We start from the raw sequence: 15,949 nt of genomic DNA on the forward strand, positions 1-15,949 counted from the left end.
GTTCGGAAGACGAGCGGAGAGGGGGTCGTGGTTGCACGAGGGGCGCGAAGCAAGGCGGCGCGCGCCTCTCGGGGGCAACGCGCGCGATCTCATTCGCAAGGAGGAGGAAACGCGCGTCCGTGCCCGACTCCGGTGGGATGCGGACATGCTTCTCTCCGGTGATGTTCCGGCCGCCGGAGCCTGATGAGGTGGGAGCGTGCACAGTCCCGTCCCGCGCCCCCCGTCGCTCCGGCAGCCCGCCGCCCCGCGCGCGGAGCTCGCCCCCTTCCTGACGCCCCCGCTCGCGGCGGCCGTCTCGGGCGCGCGCCGCAGGGCCCTCCGGGACGGGGACCGCCAGATCGACACCGCGCACCTGCTGCACTCGCTCGTCGAGTCCGACCCCGAGGCCGCCGACGTGTTCGAGGACCGCGACCGGCTCGCCCGCGTCCTCGGCTACCTCGTCCAGCGGTCCATCGGCTACGGCCTGCGCTGGCAGCGCTCCGTCGAGGAGTCCGCGGCCCGGCGCATGCTGCCCGCGACGCGCGGGACCGGGCCCCGCGAGGTCCGGACCCCCGGCTGGTCGCCGGCCGCGGCCGCCGCCCTGGAGGGCGCCCTCCGGCGGGCCGCCGGGCGCGGCGAGCCGCAGGCCCGGGGCGTCGACCTGCTCGCCGTCGTCGCTGCCGACCCCGGGAGCCGGGCCGTCGAGGTGCTGCGCCGCGCCGGGATCGACCCGGCCGCCCTGGCCGCCCGCGCCGACCTCGCCGCCGCCCCTTGCGAAGCCCTCGACCCGGCCGGTGACCCCGCTCCCGGCGGTGTCTCCGGGAGCACCCGCTGCGAGGGGCCGTCTCAACAGGTGTAACGGGGGTTACACCCCTGACGGCGTCCTGTCATGATGACCCCATGCACGCGTCTCAGGGGAGAAGCGCCGGCCTGGGACTCGCCCTGGCCTCGGCCTTCGCATTCGGTGGTTCGGGAGTGGCGGCCAAGCCGCTCATCGAAGCGGGACTCGACCCGCTCCACGTCGTCTGGCTCCGGGTCGCCGGCGCCGCGCTCCTCATGCTCCCGGTGGCCTGGCGCCACCGGGACCTCCTGCGCCGCGAACCCGCCCTCCTCGTGGGCTTCGGCCTGCTCGCCGTCGCCGGCGTCCAGGCCTTCTACTTCGCCTCGATCTCCCGCATCCCCGTCGGCGTCGCCCTGCTCATCGAGTACCTCGCCCCGGCCCTCGTCCTCGGCTGGGTCCGCTTCGTCCAGCGCCGGCCCGTCACCCGCGCCGCCGCCTTCGGCGTCGTCCTCGCCGTCGGCGGCCTCGCGTGCGTCGTCCAGGTCTGGTCCGGGCTGGGCTTCGACCTCCTCGGGCTCCTCCTGGCGCTCGCCGCCGCCTGCTGCCAGGTCGGCTACTTCGTCCTCTCCGACCGGGGCGCCGACGGGGACGGCGGGGCCGGGCGGCCCGACCCGGTCGGCGTCATCGCGTACGGACTGCTCATCGGCGCGCTCGTCCTCACCGTCGTGGCCCGGCCCTGGGGCATGGACTGGGCGGTCCTCGGCGGCCGCGCCACCATGGACGGCACCGGTGTGCCCGCCTGGCTGCTGCTCGGCTGGATCGTGCTGATCGCCACCGTCTTCGCCTACGTCACCGGCGTCGTCTCGGTGCGCCGGCTCTCCCCGCAGGTCGCGGGCGTCGTGGCCTGCCTGGAGGCCGTCATCGCGACCGTCCTGGCCTGGGTCCTGCTCGGCGAGCACCTGGGCGCGCCGCAGATCGCCGGCGGCGCGGTGGTCCTCGTCGGCGCCTTCATCGCCCAGTCCTCGACGCCGAAGGCGGCGCCGGCCCGGCCCGTGGCCGGTGGAACGGGGGAGGCGGGAGCGATCGGGGCCGAGACCGGGGACGGTGCCGGTGGCGGGCCCGGGGACGGTGGCGGGGCCGGGCCGGGGGACGGGAGCGGCAGCGGTGGCGCGGCCGGTCGCGAGGCCGGGTCGTCCGCCGGACGGACCGCCCCGTAGGGTGCCGATCATGCATGCGACCGTGCTTCCGCCTCCCGCCGCCTAGCGCGCGGAGACCTTTCCGACGAAGACCGGGCCCGGGCGGGCGATCCCTCGCCGCCGGGCGGTTCGTCGCTGCCCGCGCGCGGAGTCGAGCGACCACCTTTCCCTCCCGTCTTCCACGGAGAAGTCACGTGTCGAACTCCTCGGGATCCGCCCTGTCCGTCGGGCGGAGCCTCTTCTATCTGATCGTCGCCGGGATCGCCTGGGGCACGGCCGGCGCCGCCGCCTCGCTGATCTTCCGCGTCAGCGACATGGGCCCCCTCGCCCTCTCCTTCTGGCGCTGTCTCGGCGGCCTGGTCCTGCTGCTCGGCGCCCTCGCCCTGCGCCCCCGCCGCGCGGTCGTCCCCGCCACGGGGGAACCGCGCCGCCGCAGGGCGGTCCGCATCCTCGCCACGGGCGTCGGGCTCACCGTCTTCCAGAGCGCGTACTTCGCCGCCGTCGAGGCCACGGGCCTGGCCGTCGGCACCGTCGTCACCCTGGGCGCGGGGCCCGTCCTCATCGCCCTCGGCGCCCGCCTCACCATGGGGGAGCGCCTGGGCCGGGGCGGGACCTTCGCCGTCGTCGGCGCGCTCGCCGGGCTCGTCGTCCTCGTCCTGGGCGGCGGCGACGCCGAGGTGCGGCCGGTCGGCGTCGTCCTCGCGGTCGTCTCGGCGGCCGGATACGCGGCGATCACCCTGCTCACCCGCCGGCTCGGCCGCGACGGCGGCGGTGCGGACGCCCTGGCGACGACCGCCTGGGCCTTCGCGATCGGGGCGGTCGGGCTGCTGCCCGCGGCGCTCGCGGAGGGTCTCGTCCCGCGCACCGGCACGCCGGTGGGCGTGCTGCTCCTCCTCGTGTACGTGGCGGCGGTGCCGACCGCGCTCGCGTACGCCCTGTACTTCGCGGGAGCGGCGGTCGTCCGGGCCGCCACCGTCTCCGTGATCATGCTCCTGGAGCCGGTGAGCGCCGCCCTGATCGCGGTCTCGCTCCTCGGCGAGCGGCTCACCGCCGCGATCGTGCTCGGCACGCTGCTGCTCCTCGCCGCCGTCGCGGGCCTCGCCTTCGCGGAGACGCGGACGGCGGCCGAACGCGGGCGGGAGGCCGTGACGGCGTAGGCCGGTCCCCGGGGGCCTGGACGTCAGCCGGTCGCGAGGCGGCGCGGCCGGTGGGTCCGGGCCTCCCGGGCGTCGGGCCCGGCGTGGTCGGAGAGGGGGGTGGGGGCGCGCTCGCGGGCCTTTCGGGGCTTGCCGCCCGCGTACGGGGGCGTGGCCCGTACATCCGTCACTCCGATCGCCCGGCGTCAGAGCGCGGCGAGGTAGTCGGGCAGGGGGACGGACGGGTCGAGGTCGTCCGCCGGGACCGGGGTGCCGTAGCCGCCCCGCAGGGGGACCACGCCGGTCCAGTGGGGGAGGGCGGCGTCCTCGGGGTCGTCGTTGGGGCCGCCGGCGCGGACCTTCGCGGAGACCTCGTCGAGGTCGAGGCGGATCACGGCGGTGGCGGCGAGCTCCTTGGCGTTCGCGGGGCGCGAGTCGGCGGAGCGGCCGGGGACGACGTGGTCCACGAGGGCGTCGAGGGCGGTCCGCAGCTCCTCGGGGTCGGTGACCCGGTGGGCGGTGCCGTGGACGACGACCGAGCGGTAGTTGAGGGAGTGGTGGAACGCGGAGCGGGCCAGCACGAGGCCGTCGACGTGGGTCACGGTCAGACAGACCGGCAGGCCGGGGGCCTTCGTGCCGTCGCCGGTCGCGCGCAGCGGCCGCGAGCCGGTGGAACCGTGGACGTAGAGGCGCTCGCCGACCCGGCCGAAGAGGGTGGGGAGCACGACCGGCACGCCGTCGCGGACGAAGCCGAGGTGGCAGACGTAGGCCTCGTCGAGGATCGAGTGGACCAGTTCCCTGTCGTACGAGGCGCGCTCCCGGGAGCGGGTGGGCACGGTACGGGCGGTCGGCGTGTAGGCGGCCGGCGGGACCTCTTCGGTGGTGGCGGTGGTGGCGCCCATTGCTTCCTCCATTGCACTAGTGCATACTTGTGTTTGTGCTAGGAGAGTATCGGATCGAAGGCCGCCGCGCATCGGAGATCGCCGCCAGCGTCGAACGGGGGGTCGGCACGGGTGCCCTCGCGCCCGGTCGACCGCTGCCTCCCATGAGGGAGTTGGCGGCCACCCTGGGCGTGAACCCCAACACCGTCGCCGCCGCCTACCGCACCCTGCGCGAGCGCGGGGTCATCGAGACGGACGGGCGGCGCGGCAGCCGGGTGCGGCCCCGCCCCGCCACGACCGCGCGCGGCTCGATCCGGGTCGAGGCGCCCGCCGGAGTGCGGGACGTGAGCAACGGCAGTCCCGACCCCGCCCTGCTCCCGTCCCTCGGCGCCGCCCTCGCGGAGGTCGCCCGGCGTTACGCCGAGCGGCCCGGCATGTACGGGGAGGCCCCGGTCGACGAGGAGTTCGGGCGGCTCGCCCGCGCCGCCTTCGACGCGGACGGCGTGCCGGCCGGGCCCGTCGGCGCGGCCTCGGGCTCCCTCGACGCCATCGAGCGGGTCCTCGCCGTCCACCTCAGACCCGGCGACGCCGTCGCCGTCGAGGACCCGGGCTGGGGCAGCCTCCTCGACCTGGTGCCCGCGCTCGGGCTGCGGCCGGTGCCGGTCGCCGTGGACGACGAGGGGCCGCTCCCCGAGGAGGTCGAGCGGGCGATCCTGCGGGACGGGGCGCGGGCGGTGATCGTCACCGACCGGGCGCAGAACCCGACCGGCGCCTGCGTCACGGCGGACCGGGCCCGGGAGCTGCGGCGGGTCCTCGCGGCGCACCCCGGCGTCCTGCTCGTGGAGGACGACCACGGGCACGGCATCGTCGGGCAGCCGCTCCACCCCCTGGCCGGGGTCACCGACCGCTGGGTCTTCGTCCGCTCGGTCGCCAAGGCGTACGGCCCCGACCTGCGGATCGCCGCCTTCACCGGGGACGCCGAGACCGTCGACCGGGTCCTCGGGCGGCAGCGGCTCGGCCCGGGCTGGGTCAGCCGGCTGCTCCAGCGGACCGTCGCCCACCTCTGGGCCTCGGGGGCGGTGGACCCGGCCGTCGTCGCGCGCTCGTACGGCGAGCGGCGCGACGGGCTCGTCCGCGCCCTCGCCCGGCGCGGAGTCGAGGCGTACGGGCGCTCCGGCATGAACGTGTGGGTGCCGGTCGCCGACGAGACGGGCGCGGTCGCGCGGCTCCTCGCGGCGGGCTGGGCGGCGGCCCCGGGCGCCCGGTTCCGGATGGACGCCGGGCCTGCCGTCCGGCTCACCGTCTCCGGCCTGGCCGTCGCGGACGTCGAGCCCCTGGCCGACGCCGTCGCCGGGGCGGCGGGGCCCGCGCCGGCGCGGAGTTACGGGTGATGGGTCACGGGTGATGGGTTACGGGTGACGGGTAGGGGTTCGCGGAGGTGTGGGCGGGTGCCCGTGCGGAGGGCCGGCCGTCCGCACTGCCCGTGCGGGGCCGGCCCTCCGCGTGCCCGGCCGTCCGTACCCCCGGGTCGTCACCCCGGGGGTACGGAAGTTCAGGCGCAGGTCGCGGACTCCCGTGGCGCCGGGGCCGGTTCCCGCGCCTCGGGGAGCGGAGCCGTACGGCGGCGGGAGGCGCGGGTCTGGGTGAGGGCCGCGCCCGCCAGGACCACGAAGGCGCCCACCGGGGTGTTCCAGCCGAGCCGCTCGCCCAGGAGCGTGACGCCCGCCGCCGTGGCGATGACCGGGATGAAGTACGTGACCATGGAGGCCGTCGTCGGACCGACCTCCGCGACGATGCCGTACTGGAGGAGCATCGCGTACCCCGTGCCGAGCGCGCCGAGCGCGACCACGGCGAGCAGCGGCAGGAGCTCCACCGACTCCGGCATCGAGGTGAACAGGGGGGTGACCACGGCCAGTTGCAGCGTCGCCAGGCCCACCTGGGAACCGGCGAGCGAGAGGTTCGACGCGCCGGTGCCGGCCAGCGTCCGGCGGACGTAGATCCAGCCCACCGCGTAGCTGAAGGAGGCGAGGAGGGCGAGCGCCGTGCCGGTCACGTCCAGGCCGGAGAAGCCCTGCCAGGCCCCGAGCACGGTCAGCACGCCGACGAAGCCGATGCCCAGGCCGGCCGCGCGGACCCGGGTCGGACGGTCCTCGGAGAGCGCGACGAGGGAGAGCAGCATGCCCCACAGCGGGGTCGTCGCGTTGCAGATGCCCGCCAGGGTCGACGGGATCGTCAGCTCCGCGTACGCGAAGAGGGAGAACGGAAGCGCGTTGAGGAGGAAGGCGGCGACCGTCAGATGGCCCCAGACGCGGGCACCGCGCGGCAGCCGGTCCCGCTTCACGACCAGGGCGACGGCGAGCACCGCCGTACCGAACAGGAGCCGTCCGAAGGTGACCTGGAAGGGGGCGAAGCCCTCCGTGCCGACCTTGATGAGGAGGAAGCTGAAGCCCCAGATCAGGGCCAGCGCGCCGAACCGGACGCGCCAGTCGAGCAGGCGGGAGGCGGGCCGGGGCGGTCCGGCGGATGTCATGGCGGACGCCGTGGCAGAGGGAATGGCAGAGGGAATGGCAGAGGGAGTGGGAGCGGGAGGGACGGGGGGCGGGGCTGCGGGGCTCATGGCACTCAGGGTGACCGGAACCAACCGCTTAGGACAAGTGAGACTTCCTCGACCCCTTCCCTTAGCATTCCTTACATATTGAACCTGGAGCGCCTCCGCACCCTCGACGCCGTCGCCCGCCACGGCTCCGTCAGCGGCGCGGCCGACGGACTGCACGTCACGACCTCCGCCGTCTCCCAGCAGCTCTCCAAGCTGGAGCGCGAGGTCGGGCAGCGGCTGCTCGCCAGGAACGGGCGGGGCGTGCGCCTCACCGACGCCGGAATGCTGCTCGCCGAGCACGCCGCCCGGATCCTCTCCCAGGTCCAGATGGCCCAGGCCGACATCGAGGCCCAGCGGGGCCGGGTCGTGGGCGAGGTGCGGCTCGCCGGCTTCCCCACGGCGGCCCGGGGCCTCTTCCCCGGCGCGCTCGCCGCCCTGCGCGCCGGCCACCCCGAACTCCGGGTCCGCACGACGGAGCTGGAGCCGGAGCCGGGGGTGCGCGCGGTGCTGCGCGGCGACGCCGACCTCGCGATCGTCCTGGACTGGAGCAACAAGCGGGCGCCCGTCCCCGGCGGCCTGGAGCGCGCCCACCTCTTCGACGACACCGCCGACGTGGCCCTGCCCGCCGCGCACCCGCTGGCCGGACGCGAGGCGGTGGACCTGGTCGACTTCGCCGACGAGGAGTGGGTGTCCTGGCCGGAGGGCGAGTTCTGCCACGACTGGCTGATGTTCACCCTGCGCTCGCAGGGCATCGAGCCACGCATCGGCCACCTCGCGGGCGAGCACCACACCCAGCTCGCGCTCGTCGCGGCCGGCCTCGGCGTCTGCGTGACCCCCAGGCTCGGCCGCCCGGTGCCGGAGGGCGTCGCCTTCGTGCCCGTACGCCAGAAGATGCGGCGGCACATCTACGCCACCTGGCGCGCCGACGCGGGTCGCCGCCCCTCCGTGCGGGCGGTCGTCGGGGCGCTGCGGGCGGTGGCCGAGCCGCTGGGGTGCTGAGGCGCGGCCTCCCGGGGGCGAAGCGAAGCGCCTCGCGGTCCAGCGCCCACAACAGGCCGGTCGGCGCCTTGCAGTTCAGCGCCTTGCGGTTCAGCTCTGCGATTCAGCGCCTTACAGTTCTCAGTAGAATGTCCGAACCTGGACATCCTTCGAGGAAAGTGTCTAGCTTCGGGAGGCCCGGGGCGTGACGCGGCCGGAACGGAGGCGACGCGCGTGCCGACACGATCGGTCAGTTCCCACCACGTGCGGGCCGCACTGCTCGGCGCCGAGCGGCGGGGAGTGGCCGCCGGGCCGCTCCTCGCCCGGGCCGGGCTGCCCTCCGCGCTCCTGGAGGAACCCCGGGCCCGGGTCCCCGCCGAGCAGTTCGGGCAGCTCGTCAGGACGCTGTGGGCCACCCTGGACGACGAGCTGATCGGCTTCGGCGGCGCGCCGAGCAAGGTCGGCACCTTCGCGATGATGGCCCACGCCGTGGTCCACGGCAGCCGGGACCTGCGCGAGGCCCTCCGGCGCGCCCAGACCTTCTACTCCCTCTTCCCGGCCGGGCCGCGCTTCCGGCTCGTGGAACCCGTTCCGGGCGAGGAGGCCCCCGGCGAAGAGGGGGCCGACGAGGCCCGGCTGGAGTTCGACGTCTCCGGGTACGACGACCCCCTCCACTTCGGCGCCGAGTCCACCGTCCTCGTCGCCCACCGCTTCGCCGGCTGGCTGATCCGGCGCAGGATCGGCCTGCGCCGGGTCGAGTTCGTCCACCCCGAGCCCCGGCACGCCCGGGAGTACGACCTCCTGTTCGGCGCCCCCTGCGTCTTCGGCGCCGGGCGGACGGCCGCCGTCTTCGACCGGGCCGACCTCGGCGAACCCGTCCTCCGTGACGGGGCCGCGCTCAAGGTCTTCCTGCGCCGCGCCCCTGTCGACGTGCTCGTCTCCGCCGACTACGGCAGTACGGTCACCGGCCGGGTGCGGCACCTGATCGGGCGTGCCCTGCCCGCCGGGCCCGTGCCGACGCCCGAGCAGCTCGCCGCCCGGCTCTCCGTCAGCCCGCAGACCCTGCGCCGCCGGCTCGCCGCCGAGGGGACGACGTACCAGCGCCTCCGCGACCAGGTGCGGCGGGACCACGCCCTCGCCGAGCTGGCCGGCGGCCGGGTCTCCATCGAGCGGCTCTCCCGGCAGCTCGGATTCTCCGAACCCAGCGCGTTCCACCGGGCGTTCCGGCGCTGGACGGGCGAGACGCCCCGCGCGTACCAGGGGAGGGGGCGGGGGTAGCCCCGCACGGTTCCTCCGGGTCCGTTCGGTCCCTCCGGTTCCCTCGGGTCGATCCGGTCCGCTCGGTCCGCTCGGTCCGTACGGTCCCTCCGGGTCCGTTCGGTCCCTCCGGTTCCCTCGGGTCGATCCGGTCCGCTCGGTCCGCTCGGTCCGTACGGTTCCTCCGGTCCGTTCGGTCCGTCCGGTCAACAACCCTGAGCGGTACGGTCACGGCCGACGGCCGCCGCCCGGCCTACCGTCCCGCCATGACCGAAACCGACCGGTCCGGCGGCGTGCGGCCCCCGGACCCCACCCGACGCCGATGAGCGCGCGCCGGGCGGCCGGCGCCGTCCTCGGGGCCGGAGTCCTGCTCTGCCTCCTCGCGGGCGTGGCCGTCACCGCCCTCGGCATCCGGGTCGACGGCACCAGCATGGCCCCCACCCTCCACCGGGGCGACCGCGTCCTCGCCGCCCCGGGCTCCGCCGGGGAGGCCCGCCGGTTCGACGTGGTGCTGCTGCGGGCCACGAACAAGGACACCCTCATGGTCAAGCGGGTGATCGGACTCCCCGGCGACCGGGTCGCGATCGTCTCCACGCCGGACGAGCCCTTCCAGGTACTGCTCCAGGAGGGCGGCAAGGGGCCCCTCCGCCGGGTGGCGGCGCCCCAATGGGCCGCGCAGGCCCACCGTACGGGCGCCTGCTGCACCCCGGAGGGCACCCGCTCGGCACGGGCCGAGCTGCGGACCGTCCCCGAGGGTTCGTTCTTCTATCTGGGCGACAACCCCGACCTGTCGGACGACTCGCGGGCGTACGGCTGGGGCGAGATCGACCGGATCGAGGGGAGGGTCGGCGTGCGCGCCTACCCCGTCTCCACGTCCCCGGACATCGGCAACCGGCCCGTCCTGGAGGAGTACCGGGGGCCGAGCCCCTGAGGCGGCTACTCCGCCGGGCCCGGCGGAAGCTCCTCGCGGCCCGTGCTCAGGGCGACCCTGACCACCGTGTCCGCGATGCGCCGGGCCGACTCCTCGGGGGAGGCCGTGGCCTGCACGATGTGACTCGCGGTCAGCCGCACCGCCGCGTCCACGGCCAGCTCGCGCGCCACCTGATCGACGGCGGGCCAGGCCTCGGCGACGTACGCGTCGGCCATGGCCGTGGCCGTGGCGAACGCCGCCGCCGACCGGGTCGTCAGATAGGGGAGCAGTCCGTCCTCGCCGGTGCTCGTCAGCATGGCCCGGATCAGCGGGTTCCGGCCGGCCAGCGTGAGCGTGAAGCCGACGGCCGCCTCGACGGCCGCGCGCAGGTCGTCCCGGTGCGCGTCCAGGCCCGCCTGGATGCCGACCAGGCAGCGCTCCAGCTCGCGCTGGAAAAGGGCCTCGCCGACCGCCTCCTTGGAGGGGAACTCCGAGTACAGGGTCTGCCGGCTGACACCGACCGCGCCGGCCAGGTGCGCCATGCGCAGCTTGTCGAAGCCGCGGTCCGCGACCGCCTCGTACGCCGCGTCGAGCAGGCGCTCGCGCAGCAGTGTCCGGACCGTCTCCCTGAACCGTGGCATCGGCCAAGCCTAGTCCAGAGGAATTCTCCCCAGGATGGTCCGAAGTGTTGACACTCCATAAGAGAGTGTCCAATTCTCGAACATGCAGCCGCAAAGTGTCACCCGTCTCCGACCATCCGGCCGAGGACGCACGGCTGTGTTCACATCCCCACCCGCGCGGCACGTGCGGGACGACGGTTGGAGAGCACATGCAGGAAGAGATCAGAGGGGTCACCCGCTGGCGCAGATCGGCGTTCCTGGCCCTGCCGGCCACCGTGGCGATCGGCGCCATGGCCACGGCGATGGTCCAGGGCGCCCTCGCCGCGAACCTCTCGCTGACGAGCGTCCCCTTCACCCTCAGCTCCAAGACGGTGGCCGCGCCCCAGGGCATCGGCGCGGTCATGCACACCGTCGACGCGGGCGGGCCGAAGGGCGCCGCCGAGGTCGGCCTCGCCAAGGCGGGCCTGGACGGCATCTGCGTCCACGCCGTCCAGTCGGTCAACCTCCCGGTGATCGGCAGCCTCGGCACCTGGTCGCTCAACATCTCCTCGCCGGCCGCCGCGACCCCGCTCACCAGCGACCAGCTCGTCGCCGGTGCCGGGCTCCAGGCGAACAAGCTGGTCCTGGACGCCCAGGCGCTCAAGGCGTCGACGGCCACCCTGCACGCCTCCGACGGCAGCCCGAACGTCATCGGCGCGGCCGCCGACAGCGACGGGATCAAGAGCACCGGCATCACCGACGGCACTCCGGGCCAGTTCGGTCTGGACGCCACCGGCGGCCGGACGGACATCAAGAACCTCAACGCCGACGCCAACGCCGCCACGATCTCCGGCGCGATCACCCTGCCCGACCTGGCGATCGGCATCGCCCACGGCGACAAGGGCTGCTGAGCCGTACGGCCCCGGCGCACCGCCGCCCCACCGGCCGGGCCCCACGCCTTCCGGAGCCGTACGAGCCTCCCGGAAGGCGCGGGGCCCCGCCCCCGGAACCCGCCCCCGCTCCCGTACCTCCCCGACCCACCGCTGCGAGGCCTCCATGAGCACCGATCCGCCGACCGACCCGCCCGAGCCGACCCGGTCGACCCGGCCGACCCGGCCGACCCGGCCGACCGAGGGGACCGCCTCCCCCGAGGGCTCCGCCTCTCCGGAGGGGACCGCCTTCGCCGAGGTAACCGCCCTCTCCGAGGGGACCGCGGTGCCCGTCCGTCCGCGCGGTGCCCGCGCGGCGTTCCGCCACTGGCGCCGCACCCGGCCCTTCTGGGCGGCCGTCTGGACCGGGATCGGCGGCTTCGTCATCTTCTTCCTGCCGATGGCCCCCCTCGGCAAGATCCTCCAGGTCGGCGTCGGCGGGATCGCGGGCATGGCGGGCGGGATCGTCCTCATGGCGATGGCGCTGCTCATCCTCCTGCTGCCGAGCCAGCGCCACACCGCCGGCGTCCTCGCGGTGATCGCGGGCGTCGCCTCCTTCCCGCTGTCGAACCTCGGCGGCCTCTTCGTCGGCATGTTCCTCTCGGTCCTCGGCGGCTCCATGGCCTTCGCCTGGCTCCCCGAGAAGCCCGCCAAGCGGTCCCGCGGCCTCCTCCGCCGCGACCGGGCGGCCCGCGACCGCAAGGCCGCCGAAACCCCCGTACCCCCCGTGTCCGTTGGGAGCGGAACCGCATGAACCACCTCATCTCCGGCGCCCGCGGGCTCGGCAAGTCCTTCACCCGGATGCGCACGGCCGGCGCCCGCGCCGCCGCCGACTGGAACACCCGGATGCTGGCCGAGGCCGCCGACGACACCCGCCGCGGCACCCGCTGGGGACGCGGCGCGCTCGCCCTCGTCCCCTCCGCCCTGGCCGTCGGCGCCCTCGGCACGGCGCTCGCACAGGGGGCGCTCGCCGCCAACTTCAGCGTCACCGGGGAGCCCTTCACCCTGACCTCCAACGGCGTCCAGGGCAGCGGCTTCGGCGCCATCGTCAACACCCCGGCCGTCGGGCGCCCCGACGGCACCACGACCACCAACACCGCCATGGCGCGCGTCGGTTTCGCCAGTGCCGGGCTCGCCGGACTGTGCGGCATCGTCCACCAGAAGATCGCCGGCGTCCCGTACTCGCTGCTCCTGACCGGCGGTCAGAAGGTGACGGCCACCCCGCCCGGGACCTTCACCACCGACATCGACGCCTCGAACCTCTACATCCAGGCCACCGAACTCCAGGCGTACGGGCCCACCACCCTCCAGAACGCGGTGCTCGGCCAGTCCGCCGACCAGGTCACCGTCGCCGGCAAGCCCCTCACGGGCGCGCTGCCCGGCGGGTTCGGACTCGGCTCCGCGGGCGGCGAGGGCGGCAGCTCCATCAAGCTGCACGGCCTCAACGCCACCGCGTACGACGCCGAGATGGCGGGCGCGCTCGTCCTGCCCGACCTGAAGATCAAGGTCGTCCCCGGAACGGCCACGACGTGCTGAGCCGGTTGAAGGCCGCGTGGGCGTGGTTCCGGGCCTTCCGCCGCACCCGCCCCTTCTGGGGCGGGGTGTGGCTGGTCGCCGGGGGCTGGACCGTCCTCAAGTTCTCCCTCAGCTCGCTCCAGCTGATCGTGAGCACGGGCTTCGGGGGGATCGCCGGCTACCTCGTCGGCGGCGGGATGATCCTGTGCGGCCTCATCCCGATGGCGCTGCCCGCCCAGCGGTACACCTTCGGACTCATCGGCGCGGTCCTCGCCGTCGTCTCGCTGGTCGTCTCCAACCTGGGCGGCTTCCTGCTCGGCATGGTCCTCGGCGTCCTCGGCGGCTCCATGACGGTGGGCTGGGGAGTCAAGCGCCCGCGCCGCAGGGCGGTGGAAGGGTGACGGCCGGGGCGCGCGGGGCACGCGGAAGGGGCGCCGCGCGGCGGAAGCCGGTCGCCGTGGGCACCGCCCTGGTGCTCGCCGTCGCCACCGCCGTCTGGTCGGGGCAGCCGGGCAGCGCGTCGGGGGCGCCCGCCGCGGTCCAGCCCCTCGGCGTCCCCTTCCTGCCCTCCCCGGACCCGCTGCGCGTCACCATCGACAGCATGGTCGCCGTCTCGCTGACCGTCGACAAGAACGTCACCATCCGGCTCTCGGACGGCACGACCCGGACGACCAACCGGTACACCTTCACCAAGCTCAAGATCCGCTCGCACATGAACGTGGTCCAGAAGGCGAACGGACACACCGTCACCATCGACGTGCCGAACGAGGGTTCGCTCGGCGGCTACGACAGCGCGGGGAAGCCCGAGACGACGACGATGTGGGGGAACATCACCAACGTCTGCCTCCGCGTCCTCGTCAAGATCTGCGGGGTGCAGGGCCTCCTCGACTTCTTCGGCTCCATCATCCCGCTGACCGCCGGGGCCGAGGACTTCTCCGGGGAGATCTACGCGATCCGGACCGTCGACGACCACGCGGCCCTCAACTCCACCGACAACCCCGTCCACCTTCCCGGAACCATCACGGTGACCTCCCCATGAGCCCCGCCACGAGCCCCGAAAGCCGCAGCCCGGAGGAGGACGTCCCCGTGGAGGTCGCTTCCGCACGGGAGGGCCGCACGCACTGGCGCCGGTCCCTCGCCGTCGCCGTGCCCGCGCTCCTCGCCGCCGGCGGCCTCGGCACCGCCATGGCGACCGGCGCCCTCGCCGTCGGCCTCCAGATCCAGGACCGGCCCGTCGACTTCACCACCAGCAGCCTGTACGGGACGCAGTACGGCGCCGCCGTCGTCGACCAGGCCGTCGTGCGGCCCGACGGCTCGGCCGGCACCGTGCGGGTCCTCCGCATGGGCTTCGCGGACGGCATGATCAACGGCCTGTGCCTGAGCCAGAAGCAGCAGATCGGCGGAGCCACGTACACCCTGATGCTGGTCCTCGGCGACGACAACCCCGGCTCCTGGGAGATCAGGACCAAGAACACCGTCCTCGACCTGAAGAACGCCACCGGCGTCCTCGACATGGACGGCATCGTGGACCTCAACACCAACGGCGCCGACGTGAAGACCGTCAAGGACTCCTCCGGGGCGTACGTCGACAACCCGCTGAACAGCCCGCAGCACCGCTTCGGCATCCAGGCCCGCTACGCCAAGTTCGACCGGATCGTGGGCACCGCCCAGGACTTCCAGCTCCCAGGCCTCCTCACCACCCCCAGGCTCAAGCTGTCCGTGAAGCCGGGCTCGGTCGCCTGCCCGGCCCCGCCGGCGCCCACCGGGACGCCCGGGACGCCGTGAGGCGGGAAGCGCGGCGGCCGCCCCCGGTCCGCGGCCGCCGCGCCCCGGCCCTCACGCCTCCGGCATCGCCATCGTCGCCACCGGGTCCGAGGTCGGGCGGGGCGAACCGCCCTCCGGCTCCACGGTGATGCCGATGCCGGCCGAGCGGTTCGCCGGCCCCTCCAGGAGGACCGCCGAGGTCGCCGCGCCCGGCGTCATCAGACCGGCGGGCCGCATCGTCCCGGAGTCGTCGTACCAGAGCTGGTAGACCTTCCCGGGCGGCGGCGCCGGCATCCCCGCCGCGGCGAACACCGCCCGGTCCAGGGACGGGGAGTGGACGAGGGTGCCCACCGCGCCGTCCGCGAGCCGGGCCGTGGAGACCCGGGCGTCGGGCGCGGCGAGCACGGCCGCCACGGCCTCCGCGCGCTCCTCCGCGACCGCCGCGCGCCGGTCGGCCTCCTCCGCGCGCTCGTACTGCCAGCCCGCGACCCCGCCGAGCGCCACCAGACCGGCGACCGAGGCGGCGAGCGCCCAGCGGGGCAGCCGCCGCAGCCCCTGCGGACCGCCCGGCGTCCGGCCGAAGGGCCGGGTGGCGGGCGGGAGTTGGCGGACGTCCGTGATCCGGCGCAGCACTTCGGCGCGCAGGGCCGGGTCGACCGGCGCGGCGACGGCCAGGCCGAGGCGCGCGGTCGTCTCGGAGAGCTCGCGAACCTCGTGCGCGCACGTGTCGCACTGGGCGAGGTGCCGCTCGACCGCCTCCCGCTCCTCGTCCGTCTCCAGGGCGTCGAGGACGTAGGCACCGGTCAGCGTGTGCAGTTCGTCGGCGGTCATCACGCGGTCACCCCCAGGCAGTCGCGGAGCCGGATGAGCCCGTCGCGCATCCGGGTCTTCACGGTCCCCAGCGGGAGCGAGAGCAGCTCCGCGACCTCGCGGTAGGTCAGGCCGCGGTAGTAGGCGAGGGTGACGGACTGGCGCTGGCGTTCGGTGAGGCCGCGCAGGCAGCGCCGTACCCGCTCGCGGTCCAGACGGCTCTCCACCTCCTCGGTCACCTCGTCGTACGCGGGACTGTGGTCGAGCAGCGCGACCCGCCGGGCGCGGTCCGAGGCGGCCTGTTCGGAGCGCACCCGGTCCACGGCCCGGCGGTGGGCGAGGGTCAGCGCCCAGTTCAGGACGGAGCCCCGGTCCGGCCGGTAGCGGGCGGCGGAGCGCCAGAGGTCGACCATCACCTCCTGCGCCACCTCCTCGGACTGCGCGGGGTCGCGCAGCACCGAGCGGACCACGCCCAGGACGGGGCCCGAGACCCGGTCGAAGACGCCGGCGAAGGCCTCCTGGTCCCCGCGGGCCACCCGGTCCATCAGCTCGGGCAGCCCGTCGCCCCGGTCCGGGACCGGACCGCCTCCGACGCGTGCGTGCTCTCTCATCCGCCTG

Annotated in this window: 19 protein-coding genes; 13 read left to right on the forward strand and 6 right to left on the reverse strand. The window is 75.2% G+C overall.

Translation table 11 applies throughout. The annotated features are described in order from the left end of the window. The first annotated feature begins 196 nt into the window (after positions 1-196). From OO47_RS24520 to OO47_RS24530, 3 genes are all read left to right on the forward strand, one after another. Positions 197-838 carry a Clp protease N-terminal domain-containing protein gene (locus OO47_RS24520; RefSeq protein ID WP_078489878.1) on the forward strand — a complete coding sequence of 214 codons (642 nt, stop codon included), beginning with the start codon at positions 197-199 and terminating at the stop codon, positions 836-838. A gap of 41 nt (positions 839-879) precedes the next feature. Continuing rightward, positions 880-1,977, forward strand: a complete 1,098-nt coding sequence (locus OO47_RS24525) for an EamA family transporter (RefSeq protein ID WP_030221984.1) — start codon at positions 880-882, stop codon at positions 1,975-1,977. Positions 1,978-2,150: 173 nt separating this feature from the next. Continuing rightward, positions 2,151-3,113 (forward strand): DMT family transporter, encoded by a 963-nt coding sequence (locus tag OO47_RS24530; protein ID WP_030221986.1) that lies wholly within the window; start codon positions 2,151-2,153, stop codon positions 3,111-3,113. Positions 3,114-3,136: 23 nt separating this feature from the next. On the opposite strand, the gene OO47_RS36970 is transcribed toward OO47_RS24530, so the two are convergent. Both OO47_RS36970 and OO47_RS24535 read right to left on the reverse strand, forming a co-directional pair. After that, complete coding sequence (locus OO47_RS36970; protein ID WP_158708692.1) at positions 3,137-3,283, reverse strand: hypothetical protein; 147 nt, start codon at positions 3,281-3,283, stop codon at positions 3,137-3,139. A gap of 15 nt (positions 3,284-3,298) precedes the next feature. After that, complete coding sequence (locus tag OO47_RS24535) at positions 3,299-3,994, reverse strand: pyridoxamine 5'-phosphate oxidase family protein (RefSeq protein WP_030221989.1); 696 nt, start codon at positions 3,992-3,994, stop codon at positions 3,299-3,301. Between the two features lie 35 nt (positions 3,995-4,029). On the opposite strand from OO47_RS24535, the gene OO47_RS24540 reads away from it, so the two are divergent. Next, the gene (locus tag OO47_RS24540; protein ID WP_078489880.1) at positions 4,030-5,364 is read left to right on the forward strand and encodes an aminotransferase class I/II-fold pyridoxal phosphate-dependent enzyme; all 1,335 of its coding nucleotides are present in this window, start codon (positions 4,030-4,032) and stop codon (positions 5,362-5,364) included. Between the two features lie 161 nt (positions 5,365-5,525). On the opposite strand, the gene OO47_RS24545 is transcribed toward OO47_RS24540, so the two are convergent. Continuing rightward, positions 5,526-6,590 (reverse strand): DMT family transporter, encoded by a 1,065-nt coding sequence (locus OO47_RS24545; RefSeq protein ID WP_030221993.1) that lies wholly within the window; start codon positions 6,588-6,590, stop codon positions 5,526-5,528. 75 nt (positions 6,591-6,665) lie between these two features. On the opposite strand from OO47_RS24545, the gene OO47_RS24550 reads away from it, so the two are divergent. From OO47_RS24550 to lepB, 3 genes are all read left to right on the forward strand, one after another. Beyond that, positions 6,666-7,568: a LysR family transcriptional regulator gene (locus OO47_RS24550; RefSeq protein WP_030221996.1), complete on the forward strand. Its 903-nt coding sequence runs from the start codon at positions 6,666-6,668 to the stop codon at positions 7,566-7,568. Positions 7,569-7,781: 213 nt separating this feature from the next. Further along, the gene (locus tag OO47_RS24555) at positions 7,782-8,825 is read left to right on the forward strand and encodes an AraC family transcriptional regulator (RefSeq protein ID WP_030221998.1); all 1,044 of its coding nucleotides are present in this window, start codon (positions 7,782-7,784) and stop codon (positions 8,823-8,825) included. A gap of 301 nt (positions 8,826-9,126) precedes the next feature. Next, positions 9,127-9,735, forward strand: a complete 609-nt coding sequence (lepB, locus tag OO47_RS24560; protein ID WP_030222001.1) for a signal peptidase I — start codon at positions 9,127-9,129, stop codon at positions 9,733-9,735. Positions 9,736-9,740: 5 nt separating this feature from the next. On the opposite strand, the gene OO47_RS24565 is transcribed toward lepB, so the two are convergent. Continuing rightward, positions 9,741-10,355, reverse strand: a complete 615-nt coding sequence (locus OO47_RS24565) for a TetR/AcrR family transcriptional regulator (protein WP_030222002.1) — start codon at positions 10,353-10,355, stop codon at positions 9,741-9,743. A 188-nt stretch (positions 10,356-10,543) separates the two neighbouring features. Here OO47_RS24565 and OO47_RS24570 point away from each other — a divergent pair, with 188 nt between their 5' ends. The 6 genes from OO47_RS24570 (at position 10,544) to OO47_RS24595 (ending at position 14,542) form a co-directional block, all read left to right on the forward strand. Continuing rightward, entirely contained in the window at positions 10,544-11,224 is a 681-nt protein-coding gene (locus OO47_RS24570) for a DUF6230 family protein (RefSeq protein WP_030222003.1), read from the forward strand. Positions 11,225-11,369: 145 nt separating this feature from the next. Further along, positions 11,370-11,996 (forward strand): DUF6114 domain-containing protein, encoded by a 627-nt coding sequence (locus tag OO47_RS24575; protein ID WP_063831930.1) that lies wholly within the window; start codon positions 11,370-11,372, stop codon positions 11,994-11,996. Next, the gene (locus OO47_RS24580; protein ID WP_030222004.1) at positions 11,993-12,778 is read left to right on the forward strand and encodes a DUF6230 family protein; all 786 of its coding nucleotides are present in this window, start codon (positions 11,993-11,995) and stop codon (positions 12,776-12,778) included. The genes OO47_RS24575 and OO47_RS24580 overlap by 4 nt, the downstream gene beginning before the upstream one ends. After that, a complete protein-coding gene (locus tag OO47_RS24585; protein WP_030222005.1) occupies positions 12,772-13,158 on the forward strand; it encodes a DUF6114 domain-containing protein in 387 nt (128 codons plus the stop codon). The genes OO47_RS24580 and OO47_RS24585 overlap by 7 nt, the downstream gene beginning before the upstream one ends. A gap of 56 nt (positions 13,159-13,214) precedes the next feature. After that, a complete protein-coding gene (locus OO47_RS24590; RefSeq protein ID WP_030222010.1) occupies positions 13,215-13,796 on the forward strand; it encodes a hypothetical protein in 582 nt (193 codons plus the stop codon). Next, a complete protein-coding gene (locus OO47_RS24595; protein ID WP_234323285.1) occupies positions 13,793-14,542 on the forward strand; it encodes a DUF6230 family protein in 750 nt (249 codons plus the stop codon). Before OO47_RS24590 ends, OO47_RS24595 begins: the two co-directional genes overlap by 4 nt. Before the next feature lie 51 nt (positions 14,543-14,593). Here OO47_RS24595 and OO47_RS24600 read toward each other — a convergent pair whose 3' ends face one another. Both OO47_RS24600 and OO47_RS24605 read right to left on the reverse strand, forming a co-directional pair. Then, on the reverse strand, positions 14,594-15,352 hold the full coding sequence (locus tag OO47_RS24600; protein ID WP_030222017.1) for an anti-sigma factor: 759 nt from the start codon (positions 15,350-15,352) through the stop codon (positions 14,594-14,596). Further along, positions 15,352-15,942, reverse strand: a complete 591-nt coding sequence (locus tag OO47_RS24605; protein ID WP_030222020.1) for a sigma-70 family RNA polymerase sigma factor — start codon at positions 15,940-15,942, stop codon at positions 15,352-15,354. The genes OO47_RS24600 and OO47_RS24605 overlap by 1 nt, the downstream gene beginning before the upstream one ends. Between the last annotated feature and the right edge of the window lie 7 nt (positions 15,943-15,949).

This window comes from Streptomyces bikiniensis (genome assembly GCF_000716625.1).
Classification (GTDB): Bacteria; Actinomycetota; Actinomycetes; order Streptomycetales; family Streptomycetaceae; genus Streptomyces; species Streptomyces bikiniensis.

Coding starts and splice junctions, on each gene's coding strand:
- OO47_RS24525 (WP_030221984.1), top strand. CDS start 880: ATGCACGCGTCTCAGGGGAGAAGCGCCGGCCTGGGACTCGCCCTGGCC.
- OO47_RS24535 (WP_030221989.1), bottom strand. CDS start 3,994: ATGGGCGCCACCACCGCCACCACCGAAGAGGTCCCGCCGGCCGCCTAC.
- OO47_RS24545 (WP_030221993.1), bottom strand. CDS start 6,590: ATGAGCCCCGCAGCCCCGCCCCCCGTCCCTCCCGCTCCCACTCCCTCT.
- lepB (WP_030222001.1), top strand. CDS start 9,127: ATGAGCGCGCGCCGGGCGGCCGGCGCCGTCCTCGGGGCCGGAGTCCTG.
- OO47_RS24565 (WP_030222002.1), bottom strand. CDS start 10,355: ATGCCACGGTTCAGGGAGACGGTCCGGACACTGCTGCGCGAGCGCCTG.
- OO47_RS24570 (WP_030222003.1), top strand. CDS start 10,544: ATGCAGGAAGAGATCAGAGGGGTCACCCGCTGGCGCAGATCGGCGTTC.
- OO47_RS24575 (WP_063831930.1), top strand. CDS start 11,370: ATGAGCACCGATCCGCCGACCGACCCGCCCGAGCCGACCCGGTCGACC.
- OO47_RS24580 (WP_030222004.1), top strand. CDS start 11,993: ATGAACCACCTCATCTCCGGCGCCCGCGGGCTCGGCAAGTCCTTCACC.
- OO47_RS24595 (WP_234323285.1), top strand. CDS start 13,793: ATGAGCCCCGCCACGAGCCCCGAAAGCCGCAGCCCGGAGGAGGACGTC.
- OO47_RS24600 (WP_030222017.1), bottom strand. CDS start 15,352: ATGACCGCCGACGAACTGCACACGCTGACCGGTGCCTACGTCCTCGAC.
- OO47_RS24605 (WP_030222020.1), bottom strand. CDS start 15,942: ATGAGAGAGCACGCACGCGTCGGAGGCGGTCCGGTCCCGGACCGGGGC.